The organism is Lactobacillus sp. ESL0791, assembly GCF_029433255.1.
GTDB lineage: Bacteria > Bacillota > Bacilli > Lactobacillales > Lactobacillaceae > Lactobacillus.
In genome coordinates this window covers 566,004-579,069 of record NZ_JAQTHU010000001.1, presented here as the reverse complement: position 1 = coordinate 579,069, position 13,066 = coordinate 566,004, and the positions used below count along the sequence as shown (strand labels likewise).

The window sequence follows — 13,066 nt, the reverse complement described above, 5'->3', positions numbered from 1 at the left end:
AAATTACCTCCTAAAAATATTCTACAAATCAAATTATAGCCTCGTTGGACGTCATCTTCTAGTAAAACGCTAATTAAGCAGCACTTTGCGCAGCTTTTGCATCACGCGCGACCTTGCCCTGATCAATGTCAACCGGTCAATTTCTACTTCTTCTAGGCTGACTTCACCCAAAATAACTAGCAAAGCCTTCATTTCCAAATTCGATAGACTGTCTAAAAATTCTGTATAACTTTCACTCGCCGGAATTGATAAAAAATAATTAATTTGCGGCATAAAGCTGCATGCGTCCTCCGTAGTTAAAAATGCTTCCCACGAGATGGCTTCTTTAGAAGCGCGCCTGCGATAAGCCAAATCACGCCGCAGCAATGACGTTGCATGATTATTCAACCGCCTCTTAAAATAAGAACCAAAATGCCCCTTATCCGGCGAATAATCTATGGCCGCCTGGTGGCAGACAATCATTGCTTCTTGGTCCCAATCCTGGTCATCATAATCGCGGACAAAGTAGCTTTTCTTAACATTATTGATCAACGGTTGATAATAAAAGCACAGCTCGGGTAAGGCCTGATCATCATTTTGCCGAATGCGCTTGATTAAGGTCAGTTCTCTTTTTGGATTCATTTTAAGTTTCGCCATTTTGTATTCCTCCTTAAATAATCATTTATGAAGGAGCTTATAAAATGACGGATACCAAAAAAACAAAACTGATGTTCAAAGCTAACAGAAAGAAAAAATTGTTTTGGCAAAGAAAAAGCAAACGTAAATATGTAAAAATAAGATTACATAAAAGTTTGCAAATTTTGTGATATCTAAATGAATTTAACTATTTTACCGAATTTCTGCTATTCAGCATCTGGTAAAGCAAAATTCCCGTAGCAACACTGGCATTTAGCGATTGCACATGCCCCACCATCGGTAAGGTAAGTGTTTGATCCATTTGCTTTTTCAGCAGAGGAGCAATCCCTTTGCCTTCGTTACCAATTACCAGAACAGTTTTGCCCTTAGCATTCCACTGCCGGTAGTCCGTTCCCGCCATATCGGTGCCAAACAGCCAGTAGCCACGCTTTTTCAACATTTGTGCTGTCTGCACTAAATTATTAACACGGCAAACAGGCACATAGTCAATCGCTCCAGTGGAAGTTTTAGCAACCACAGACGTTAACCCAGTTGCACGGCGCTTAGGAATAATCACGGCATCTACACCCGTTGCGTCACAAGTCCGCAAAATTGATCCTAAATTATGGGGATCCTCAATCGAATCAAGCATCAATAAAAAAGGCTCTTTATTGTCTTGTTCAAATTGCTGGAGCAATTCATCTAAAGCAGCATATTTAAAACTTGAAACAGCCAAAACCAAACCCTGATGATTCTGTCCTTGAACTAAGCGATCAAGTTTATTTCGCGGAACTTCCTGCACAACCAGCCGCTTTTTCTTAGCCAAGCCATAAACCTGATTAGCAAAACTTTCTTGTGCTCCCTGCTGTAAAAATACCTTGTTGATTTTATCCGCATTCTGCGTTTTTAAAAAATCTAACCCACTGTGCCGGCCAAAAACAAAATCTTTATTTTCATCAGTCGAATTTGTATTCATCGATTCCACCATTTTCTACCGTTTCAATACACCACAAGGTCAGTTCTTTAATTCGCTCATCTTTACCGAGTAAATCAAGATAGCCCCAGACCGCTTCAAAGCCGGTCGAAATCTGGTATGTCCCTAAGCTCGTATTCTTCGCCTTGGTATGACTTTTAGCATTGCGACCGCGGTGAAAAATTGCAATTTCTTCTTCCGTTAAGCGGCCTTCATCCTGCAACTTGGTAATCAGTGCTGCCTGTGCTTTAGCCGAAACATAATGGGTGGCTTCGCGCTGCAAAACTTGGGGACGGACAATCCCGCCTTTAAGCAAATGCCGCCGGATATAAACTTCATAAACCGCATCCCCCAAGTATGCCAGCGTTTGGCCACTCAGCGTATCCGGATTAATCTCTTCTTCCACCAATTTTTTTATTTTAGTCACGTGTCCACCTAGTCCCTTGCGGGGTATCTTTCACGGTTACCCCCAGTTCTTTTAACTGATCGCGCAATTGATCACTCAATGCCCAATCCTTATTTTTACGCGCAGCGTCCCGTTTTAGTACAAGTGCGGTAATCTGGTCATCTTCTGTACCTGCTGTTTTCGCAATTAATTTTTCTGTATCAATGCCAAAAACACCCAGCCACGACTTAAGTAAATTATTCAGCTTCGCTAACTCATCCTTATCAACTTTAGCTAAATTGAGATTTTCATTAATCAGTGGTAATAAATTATAGAGTGTCGTCAGTGCATTCTGCACGTTGAAATCATCATCCATCGCTGCTTCAAAGTCAGTCTTCGTTGCCGCAACGGCTGCACGCAAAGCCGGTGCAGACAAACTATCTGTAGCATCAGCCAAACGATAGTCAAGTTCCTGCAAAGTATTTTTAAAGCGTTTCAGGATAATTTCCGCCTGCTGCAAATTTTCTTGTGAATAATTGATTTGCTTACGGTACTGCACGCTTGCCATAAAGAAGCGCAGCACCTGCGGATCAACCGTTTTAAGCAAGTCATGAACCGTTACAAAATTATGCAGTGACTTGGACATTTTTTCCTGCTCTTTACCAACCGTCACAAAACCATTATGCAGCCAATAATTAACAAATTTCTTACCGGTCGCAGCTTCACTTTGGGCAATCTCATTTTCATGGTGGGGAAATTCCAAATCCTGACCACCACCGTGAATATCAATCGTTTCGCCCAAATACTTGGTCGACATTACCGAACATTCAATATGCCAGCCCGGCCGACCCATTCCCCAAGGTGATGACCACGCAATTTCATCAGGTTCTTTTTGCGCCTTCCACAGTGCAAAATCAATCGGATCTTCTTTGCGTTCTTGTTCAACTTCATTAATGTGCTGGGAAGCTCCTTCTTCAAGGCTGCCAATATTTTGCTCGCTTAGTTGCCCATAATTTTTAAATTTTTTAGTACGGTAATAAACGTCGCCGTCAACTTCATAGGCATAGCCCTTAGCAAGCAGCTTCTCAATAAAAGCAATAATGGCTGGTATTTCTTCGGTTGCCCGCGGATGCAGACTTGCGGGTTCAATATTTAACGCCTTTGTATCTTCCAGATAGGCATTAATGAAACGCTCAGCCAGTTGCGGAACACTGATTCCTTCGGCCCGCGCCTCGTTAATCATCCTGTCGTCAACATCGGTAAAGTTAGACACATAATTAACCTGATAACCCCGATATTCAAAATAGCGGCGAATGGTATCAAAGGCAATCGCGCTGCGGGCATTACCAATATGAATGTAATTGTAGACAGTCGGCCCACAGACATACATCGAAATCTTGCCCTGATGTAAAGGATGAAATTCTTCTTTTGTTCTCGTCAGCGTGTTATAAATTTTCACGAATATTAACCTTTCTTAAAATATATGCTCTCTTTATTTTAGCAGAACTATAGTGAAAAATAATTATTAAAGCAAAAAATGCCTGATCTGCTAGCCTTCGGGCCAACAATTAGGCATTTGCACAATTGCTAATTAATTCTAACTAAGAATATCCCTTACTAAGGTTTTTCTTAATAAGAAGAGGGCAAACACAATATCGACAAGTATTTGAACAACAATTGACACCAGCGACAAATCATTAAGCGCTGTCGTCGCTAAAAAGTTAGCACCAAAATCTGCCGCAAAATGGAGCACCATTGGCAAGAGCAAATTCTTGGTCCGCAAATACAGTGCACCAAAAAGCAGGCCAGTACCGGCCGCGCCACAGGCATTCAAAACGGTATCAGATAAAGTCATATCCGAGAAAAAGAGGTGAATACAGCCAAACATTATGGCACTGAGAAATAGCGCCTGCAAAATGCCATGCCTATGCTGGCTAAAAACCTTAACCAAAGTCAATAATACGATCCCGCGAAACCAAATTTCTTCGAAAATTGCAGGGCCGAAGGTAAAGCAGAGATTAGACATATCGGTTACATTAAAACCAATTTGCAGTGTAGAAAAATTATAAAGATAGAATATCAGTGCAGCAACTGTGACAATAATCACGTTCCATGACCAGTGCCAATTATTAAAAGACAATTTTTCCTTAAACCAATATTTATTAGCAAGACAGAGCAGCCAAACAGCAATTACATATCTAAGGACGGTAAAAATAATCAGTAGGTTATTACCAATCTGCCTACATTCGGCTTTACCAATTGCAGACCAATGATATAACACAGACGCAAATAAACTGGGGATAATCATGCACAGAAGCGCAATTACCGTAAAGGCTACCAAGATACCAAGCCAAATAAGAATTACCGACCAGACACTCTTGTTTTGTTTTCCTAAATTCATTAAGACTCCTTTAACTAAATTTACTATAATTACCTTCACAAATGATTTAAATTAATTTAGACGATCAGTAATTATTATTTACACTTTCAAATTTTGAAATTTCCCAGAATTTTAAATTTGAAGCAAATAAATTGCTCACTTATTTAGCAACTGCTTTAGCTGTTTATTTCCCATAAGATACAAAATATTTGTTCCCAATTTGAACAATTTTCGTGAGCAATGCATCAAAAGGTGCTTGTTTTTCGTTCAAAATCATTCATAATTGTTCAAAATCGTTCATAATACCAAAATATTAATACAAAATAATGAAATTAAAAATCTATCTATCCAAATGAAATCATGTTACAATACAAGTGTAGACAAAAAAGAAGCCCCAACACAAAAGGGGACATCTTTTGAACTACAGCTCCCGCTTAAAGAGCGGTGGTCAGTAATAATAACTAAAAAGCTACCTGTAACTAGCCAAAGTTAAAACAAGGTAGTTTTTTAGTGCCGTCATTTTTTGTGATGATTGTCGATATATGTCAACAACATCAGCAGAAACGATCCAAATGCAAACAGAGTTGCAAGCAAATCGGTAACGCTCATCGGTCAAATTCCTTTCTGTGGATTTTCGTACCATTGGCACCCTCTCCTTTTTTAGAAAAATGACCACTACCCTTAAAACTCTTTGCTGTGTTCATGATTAATTATAGCAAAAAAATTATTATATTGCTTTAAGCTTTATGAAATTTATAGTCACAAAGCTATCTATCCAAGTGAAATCATGTTACAATACTGATGTAGAATAAAAAAGAAGCCCCATTACAAAAGGGGACATCTTCTGAACTACAGCTTCCGCTTAAAGAGCGGTGGTCAATTATAGTATAACTAAAAAGCTACCTGTAACCTACCAAAGTTAAAACGAGGTAGTTTTTTAGTGCCGTCATTTTTTGTGATGATTGTCGATATATGTCAACAACATCAGCAGAAACGATCCAAATGCAAACAGAGTTGCAAGCAAATCGGTAACGCTCATCGGTCAAATTCCTTTCTGTGGATTTTCGTACCATTGGCACCCTCTCCTTTTTTAGAAAAATGACCACTACCCTTAAAACTCTTTGCTGTGTTCATGATTAATTATAGCAAAAAATTATTATATTGCTTCAGCATTTGAGAAATTTGCGGTAACAACTCTACCCATTCAAAAGCAATCAGTGCGTTTCCCCAACACAAACATAAATTTCACCATTATCTAATACATGAGCGCCAATAGCAATTTCAGTTATTTTTGCAGTTGTTAAGTTCTTCTTTAAACTTTTAAAAGCTTCATCGGCAAATTTAACAGAAGACCCATTAAATGTTCCTGAGTAACCAGTATAGCCAAGAGAATTTTCATTTACTAGTTTTAAATTTGCAATATTCTGGCCAGCATTTATATCTTGCAAAAAAGGATAGAAGTTACAAAAACGACAGCCACTTAGACTGTCGCGATTAAGAATCGTTTTTATTTTTTGCTTGTCACAGAAGCAAACTCCGCTAACCTAGCTTCGCAATTCTTTAACTGCCAGCTGGCTAACTTAACTTGCGCCAAAGTAGCTGTTTTAGAATCATTAGCAGATTGAGCCAGCACAAGCGCCACTTCATAATTATCTCGCAAAGTGCCGGAACCTTGAGGAATCTCTATTTTCTTGTTAATCAAAGTTGTTAATTCCAGCTTATCATCAGGCGCAGCCACGGCAATATCGTCCTGGGCTTCTGTCGCCGTGTTGAGTGGCGTTAATTTGGTATAAGTAACAAATTTAACATCACTTGTCTTAACAAATTCAGTATCAGAAATTGCCTTATTATCGGCTGGCTCATCCAAATTTAGTACATGATAGAAAAGCTCAGCTTTTTGCTCATCCGGCACCCAAATATACATCAAGCTATCAACATTTATTCTCTTTCCCGGTTTAAAAGCGGTTTTGCCTGCATCTTTTTTGCCATCAATCGTGTAGACTGGTGTTTCTTTAGTTGGAATGACACCATAGAGGAACACATCCGCTGAATTAATTGGCTCTAAATCAGGTCGCGGTTTAGCACAAGAATATGCGGTAATGTATTCTTTAGGGTAATTATATAGCCGATAATATTCTGAAACTTCATCATCATCGTCCTCTTTATCATAAATCTTCAGGCCAACCTTAATTTTCTGTCCCTTTTTTAACTTTCTAGTTTTGTCGGACATATCCAAATTTTCTGTAGTGGCATTAGCAGCCAGCGTGACATAGACCGGACCGTCATAAAATTGTTTAAGTCCATCAATATAGCCGACATTATCAGCTCTCAGATAGCGATTGCGACCCAATGAATAATATTCTTTGCCCTTGATTTTTTTGGTTGCCAATGCTGTTTTAGTTTCTGTCCCCACATTAGAGGTATCACCACTAACAAGGTAATATTTTTGTTTAGCAGTCTTCGGCTGCACTTTACCAGCATACTTAACTAAGATATTCTTAGCCAGGCTTTTAATGTTTTTACGCTGACCATTCTTATTATAAACAGCTGCCTGATGATTAAGAAGCAGCTTCCCTTGTTGCAGGCTCTTGCCATTAACGGTTGCAATATCCGAATCTCTCAAGAAGGTCGTTTTGTCCAGCTGGTAATAAGTATGGCCCTTAAGTTTTCTGGTTTTACCAGTATAGGTTATCTTGTCGTAACTTGCGGCATACCAGTAACCCTGCTCATTTCGATGCATATCGGGGACACCAGAAGCTTTGCTGATCTTGACACGTTGCCCATTTTTATTATAAAAATATGCATCCCGCAGCAATGTCAGCTTATTCTTTTTGGCTGCTTCTACGACCTGCACGTTACTGCTTGGCAAAATTGCCGGACTGGCAGCAAGCAGCACGGCTGCCATCCCAGTAATAATTTTTCGTTTAAAACTCATTTTCAGCTCCTACAAGTTGTCGCCGCGTTCAAACTGATATTTAGATGAATTCAGTGTCTGCCGGACAAGCGAGCTGAGTAGTTTCTTGGTTTTCTTCGTGATCTCCGCAGCCGTCTTAATATTTGCATTGGTCAAATACTTAACCAGCGCTGTCCCCACGTCTGCCTTCGCCTCGCGATCAATTTCCTCAATTCGGCTTATCGCATAGCTTTGACACTCATCCCGGTAAGCGTTGACCTGATAAATAAACTGGTGGTAGCGCGGCTCAACCACAACCTGCAGTACCTTATACAACCAATATGCACTCCGGTCAGGGTCAACCATCTGGTCGGCAACCTGGTAATTCGCCGGTGTATCATCGATATTGGTATAAAAAGGTACATAAGGCGAATAAGCATAAAAGCCCATATTAAGCCACTGAACGGCCGCAAATTTGGCCGGAACATCGTTCCTAATCTGCAAGATACTGGATTCCTGATTACGGTCCAGAGCAATTGCCCGAAACATTTTCTGCTCTTTCGGGCTGCCCGATGCAAAAGTGCCCATCGGATCATACGGTGTTTCATTATAATGGCTGGTCAAAAAGCGCTGAACATCCTCAACACCGATTTTCTTTTCCGGTTTTCTTGTAAAGGGCATTTCCTGGCTGGTTGGTTCCTGCACAACATGCGGATTAAACAGTTTCTGTCCGTACCACGTCCGCGGTGTGTTATAGTAGCTGTCCGCTTCATCTTGCGTTCCGAAAATATCCCGAAAGTTGAAACTGTCATCGTTTGCCGCATTTAAATTATTTTTGCTCACAAAATCCTGCAGGGTGGAAGCAAACATAAAGTTATCCGCATCAGCAAAATCTACGTTTTGAATGACCATTAGATTCGGACAAATTGCGTAAGAATCGTCGGGAATGCGGGCTGCCACCCATTGGTGCCCGGCACCAGTTTCAAAGTACCAGACTTCTTTGTTATCGGAAAAAGCAATGCCGTTACTCTCACCGGTGCCGTATTTTTCAATTAATGCTCCAAGACGTGCAACGCCCTCACGGGCTGTCTTAACAAAAGGCAGGGTCAGATAAAGCATGGAATCCTCGTTAATCCCAGCCTTAACCAGTGGATCGTGCCCCAAACAGCGAGCATTCGTCATTTCCGTTTCGGTCGCCGACATGGCAACATTATATTCGTTGATCCCCTGCTCATCCCAGCGGCCGGCGCTGCTGTCAGCAGTGGGTGTCGCGGTCCACTTGCAGCCCTTGCCTGTAAGATGCATTTTAAAACCATTATAATTTGAAACATAGTCTTCATTGTAGGTTTTAGCAGGATTCAGAACAAAAACTTTTTCATTTATGCCGCCATACCCGTCTTCATCACGGGCAATGATGGTGGAACCATCAATCGTTGCGTCTTTACCGACCAAAATTGCTGTACAATTATCTTTTTTCATTTCGTCCCCTCTTCGCTTAGTAAAAATATATATCTATATTCTACTATTAACTTGCAGGTTGTGAGCAATTTTTACGTGACCATTCTGATAATCAAACAAATATCCGGGCTGAACATTAAATAAATAGACATTAAAATCCAGGCTGCCGTCTGTTGACACGGCCTGCAAGTTAATGCCCCGCGCCATCAGCTCATTACCGCGAAAAATCGGTGTTGCCTGGTAAAGCACTTTTTTATTTTCCCGCAGTGCTTCCCGGACTTTACTTTCAAAAACTGTTTGAATCCGCTGGTTGGAAAAAGCCGACTGTGTGAAAAGATTTTTAGGATTATTTTGGTCACCCGAACGATTATCGGGCTCATAATTACCCTCCTGGTCGATGCCCGCGGACACGGAATAAGCAATCAAATGCCCCCGATTATAGATTTGTTCACCATCACGGCGGTTGTAATGCCAGGCCGTCGGTTCAATAAATTGCCGCACCCGCAGACTATCATTGGCCACATTTCGTTTTTCAATAAAGGCGGTATTGGAATGTGAGGTGCGGTTCAGACTGTCCAGATCAGAATAAATTACCCGGTTAACCTTCCAGGCATGCTTAATTAGGGTTGATTTATCATTGTTGACAGTTATGTAGGCAGCGCCGCCGCTTTTAAAATCAAGCTTGGCCAGCTTTTCATAATCTGCGTGGGACAAGCCGCCATAAATTTTATTGGCTGGTTTAGCCTGCCTCAATTCTTTGCGCGGCGAAACCTTGGTCGTTCCATCCGTGAAATCCTTGACGGTCTTGCTCCCGTTCGGATCACTGCCGCCCTTGGTGCCAACGCCCCAAAGCAGCGCAATAATAATGATAACCAGCGTTAATAAGCTATTAGAATTTTTCTTTTTTCTGCGTCTTCTTGCCATCAGTCTGCTCTTTCTAGATAATTCAAGAGTAAGTATAGCAAATCGAACATTTGTTTGCAATGAAATTATGGTATTAAAAAAGTAATAAAGTGCTCCATAATAATTAGCAGAAGCACTTTTTTAACCTAACCAATTCTAATTACCTGATCAAAGAGCTTAATTGAAGATTGGCTCAAATTATGCGCAATAAACAGAATCGTGGCATTGCTATGACACAATCTTTGCAAAATCTTTTCCGTGGTTGCCTGATCAATTGCAGATGTCGCTTCATCCAGCAAAACAAATTTATACTCATGAAGCCAAGTTCTTGCCAGAACTATTTTTTGCCGCTGGCCGCCGGAAACATTCAGATTGTTTAAATTAATTCTGGTTGCTAATTTATTGGCAAATTTATCAAGGTCGTCTTTTAAATAAACATCCGCAACAATTTGTTTAACCCCTGGCTCTAGTTCATGATCAAACATGGTTATATTGTCGCTAATCGACGCTGGAAACAAAACGGGTTCCTGTGGAATGTAGCCTATTTTAATTTTCTCTGGTGAAATATTGCTGCCATTTTTATCTTTAAAAATAATTTGCCCCTTATCAGGATTAATTTTATTGCCTAGCAGCTGAAACAAAGTGCTTTTTCCGCTGCCCGACGGTCCTAAGATAAGAACCTTGTCATTGCTCTTAATATTAAAATCAGGAAAAGCAATCTGCTTGCCATTCTTAAACTGATACGAAAGATTGGTAACAGAAAGGGTTGCCGGTTCAACGACTTCTTTCTTGGTAGACAATTTCGTTCTATCCTTTTTAATCGCCTTATTCAAATCGCCAACTGAAGAAATCTGTCCAAGTTCATTGGTCAGCATCTGGAAACCGCCAGTCAAAGATTGGCTAAAGCGTTGAACCGTTGCAATCACACCAAAAATAATCATGTGTTTCGTAATCAAGTAGGCTGTAATTGTCAGCAGAGTAAATTGTAAAAACAAGGAAGTAGCTTTGTTCAAAATGCTAAGAGCCTGAACGGTCTTAGTTCTTTTAACATTAGCACTTTCTAAATTTTCAGAAGCATGTGCCATTTCCTGAGACAATTTTTTGCCCGCCATAAAGTTTTGCAATTCGGCTAAACCGTTTAACCACTTTTCCGTCGTATCCAAATAGCTTTTATTTGCTTGTGAAAGTTTATTTGCCGCTCTTTTCATCATTGGCCTTAACAATTGCGGCAATTTAAAATTAAGCAACGCTAGAATGAGCACAGCAATTAATAAGCTCCAGTGAAAAGAAAATAAACCAATCATTGCAAAAAGCACTTGTGCTAAATAATAGGGAATATCGGTATAAACGCTTAAATCCGAAGACTTAATGATATTCAGGTCATTAGTTAATCTGTTCTGCAACTGACTAACCGGGTGATCCTGATTATCATAGAAATAATGCTTAACCAGCTGCTTTCTCACGAGATGATTGTATTCCTGAATTTGCTTTTCAATCCAAAACTGACAACAGTTCATCCCAAGATAACTAAGCAAAAATGCGACTAATTCATAACTCATAAAAGTTAAAAAGGCATGCCAATTCTTAGCTCTAATGAAGGTGAAAATGTAAGTTGTAAGATAGCTAGTACCAATTACTAAGCCCGAAGTAATAAATTCTAAGATTAACAGGGCGATCATTCTTGGTTTATTAATCGAATATAATCCTTTAAAGCTCATTGCTGTCATCTCTTTTACATAAATGAATCTCACGGTCAAATAAATTTTTTGTCGCTTGGTCAAGATTATGTGCAATCACAATTATTGTTTGTTTACCTGCCAACAATTTGGTCAGAATCTGCTTACTTGTGACTTTATCAATTGCACTAGTCGGCTCATCGGCTAATAAAATTTGTTTTTGTCTAATTTCATTTCTTGCCAGAATGATTTTTTGCTTTTGCCCACCAGAGATATTGGGATTATCAAGGTTGATTTTAACTGTCTTTCCTTTAGCTGTTTGCTGAAGATTTTGGGCTAGCTCGACTTCTTTGAGAGTGTCATCAACTTGAGAATCCAAATTTTGGTCAAACATCGTAATGTTTTCTTGAATGGAAGCCGGAAAAAGTGTGCCGTCTTGAGGAATATAGCCTATTTGAAAGGCAGCACGGTTCTGCGTCTTGCCAACATCATCTTGGAAAACAATTTGCCCAGTTGCTGGTTTGATTTCCCCCAGTAACAATTTAAACAAAGTTGACTTGCCAACGCCGCTATCACCAGTTAATAATATCTTCTCACCCTTGGTAATTGTTAAATCCGGATAAGAAATTTTTTGCCCGCTGCTGTAAGCAATACTTAAATTTCTGGTCTTGATTGCAGAAAACTGTGCATGCGGACAAGTTTTATTATCCAAGCAAACTCGTAAATGTAAAATTCGCCCATTAATTGGTTTAGCTGATTGCATTCTCGTTAACGAAGTTGTGATCGTTAAAATGCCGGCAAAAATACTGGATGAAAAATTCCCGACGGCAAAGATCGCTCCAAATGAAATACTTCCTTGAAAGAAAAGCAGTGCTGCTTCAACTGTAATTGCGATTTGTGAAAATGAATTAGCACAGCCATTAATGAATTCAACAATCGACCAAATCTTTTGCCGCCTGACATATGTCTTTTCCAAACCCCAACCTTGCTTCTGCATTACTGTGTCCAAAACAGAAAAAGCCAAATACCGCCGTAATTCGGCCAGTCCATTAAACCAATTTTGAATATTAGCCAAGTAAGCTGTATTCTTTTTAGCAATTTCTTCAGTGGCTGCCGCAGTTTGCTTTTGGGCAAAACGCGGAATATAGAGTGTAACAAGTGCCAGAACGACTGTTAAGAGGACCAAGCGCCAATTTAAAATGAACAGTGTTCCAATAGAAGTAATAACTAATAAAATCGAATTTAAGATATTGAGGAGCTGATTAGCATAGCTATCAGTTAAAATTTGCAAATTATTGTTCAGCTCATTTTGCATGTTGGCAACAGCTAGCGGCTTATTTTGATAATAATGCTTAATCATTTGCGACCTAATCTGGTGAATGTAATCCTGGATTTGCTTGCTAAATAAGTAATTTGCCAATGCAGAAAGTAGGTATCCGCCAAATTGCATGACCAGACTAGCAACAACAATTAGTACAAACAAAAATAAATTATTGCCGCTTAGTTGATTGTAAGCCGTAATAATAATATACGAGCCGTAAGTAATTGCTAGTGCATTGGCAATTTCTAAAAGCAAAATTGTACTAGCTCTTAAATAATTGATCTTGATTAAACCTTTTAACTGCATAATTCTCACGCATTCTGCTTATGAACAATTATTTTTGCTTGCAGACAGTCATCTGTCTTGGCAAACATTTTTGCTAAAAACACATTTCTTCCTAAATGGATATTAGTTCGTTTAAAGATTATAAATATTATACCAAGATAAAATTATTTTTAAATA

13 protein-coding genes are annotated in these 13,066 nt (G+C 39.5%); all 13 read right to left on the bottom strand.

What is annotated here, in order from left to right:
- Positions 1–69: 69 nt before the first annotated feature.
- Positions 70–636 carry a sigma-70 family RNA polymerase sigma factor gene (locus PT285_RS02775; protein ID WP_277147684.1) on the bottom strand — a complete coding sequence of 189 codons (567 nt, stop codon included), beginning with the start codon at positions 634–636 and terminating at the stop codon, positions 70–72.
- Positions 637–823: 187 nt separating this feature from the next.
- Complete coding sequence (gene rlmB / locus PT285_RS02770; RefSeq protein WP_277147683.1) at positions 824–1,591, bottom strand: 23S rRNA (guanosine(2251)-2'-O)-methyltransferase RlmB; 768 nt, start codon at positions 1,589–1,591, stop codon at positions 824–826.
- A complete protein-coding gene (locus PT285_RS02765) occupies positions 1,572–2,015 on the bottom strand; it encodes a Mini-ribonuclease 3 (protein WP_277147682.1) in 444 nt (147 codons plus the stop codon). The genes rlmB and PT285_RS02765 overlap by 20 nt, the downstream gene beginning before the upstream one ends.
- Entirely contained in the window at positions 2,008–3,432 is a 1,425-nt protein-coding gene (gene cysS / locus PT285_RS02760) for a cysteine--tRNA ligase (protein ID WP_277147681.1), read from the bottom strand. Before cysS ends, PT285_RS02765 begins: the two co-directional genes overlap by 8 nt.
- Positions 3,433–3,570: 138 nt before the next feature.
- Positions 3,571–4,374, bottom strand: a complete 804-nt coding sequence (locus PT285_RS02755; RefSeq protein WP_277147680.1) for a CPBP family intramembrane glutamic endopeptidase — start codon at positions 4,372–4,374, stop codon at positions 3,571–3,573.
- A 495-nt stretch (positions 4,375–4,869) separates the two neighbouring features.
- Entirely contained in the window at positions 4,870–4,962 is a 93-nt protein-coding gene (locus PT285_RS11420; protein WP_374211458.1) for a putative holin-like toxin, read from the bottom strand.
- A 337-nt stretch (positions 4,963–5,299) separates the two neighbouring features.
- Positions 5,300–5,392, bottom strand: coding sequence for a putative holin-like toxin (locus tag PT285_RS11415; RefSeq protein WP_374211458.1), 93 nt, complete (start codon positions 5,390–5,392; stop codon positions 5,300–5,302).
- Between the two features lie 175 nt (positions 5,393–5,567).
- Positions 5,568–5,801 carry a hypothetical protein gene (locus PT285_RS02750; RefSeq protein ID WP_277147679.1) on the bottom strand — a complete coding sequence of 78 codons (234 nt, stop codon included), beginning with the start codon at positions 5,799–5,801 and terminating at the stop codon, positions 5,568–5,570.
- Between the two features lie 59 nt (positions 5,802–5,860).
- Positions 5,861–7,288 carry an SLAP domain-containing protein gene (locus PT285_RS02745; protein WP_277147678.1) on the bottom strand — a complete coding sequence of 476 codons (1,428 nt, stop codon included), beginning with the start codon at positions 7,286–7,288 and terminating at the stop codon, positions 5,861–5,863.
- A gap of 9 nt (positions 7,289–7,297) precedes the next feature.
- Positions 7,298–8,725, bottom strand: coding sequence for a C69 family dipeptidase (locus tag PT285_RS02740; protein ID WP_277147677.1), 1,428 nt, complete (start codon positions 8,723–8,725; stop codon positions 7,298–7,300).
- Positions 8,726–8,758: 33 nt separating this feature from the next.
- On the bottom strand, positions 8,759–9,628 hold the full coding sequence (locus PT285_RS02735) for a DNA/RNA non-specific endonuclease (protein WP_277147676.1): 870 nt from the start codon (positions 9,626–9,628) through the stop codon (positions 8,759–8,761).
- A gap of 125 nt (positions 9,629–9,753) precedes the next feature.
- Entirely contained in the window at positions 9,754–11,325 is a 1,572-nt protein-coding gene (locus tag PT285_RS02730) for an ABC transporter ATP-binding protein (protein WP_277147675.1), read from the bottom strand.
- Positions 11,315–12,910, bottom strand: coding sequence for an ABC transporter ATP-binding protein (locus tag PT285_RS02725; RefSeq protein ID WP_277147674.1), 1,596 nt, complete (start codon positions 12,908–12,910; stop codon positions 11,315–11,317). The genes PT285_RS02730 and PT285_RS02725 overlap by 11 nt, the downstream gene beginning before the upstream one ends.
- Between the last annotated feature and the right edge of the window lie 156 nt (positions 12,911–13,066).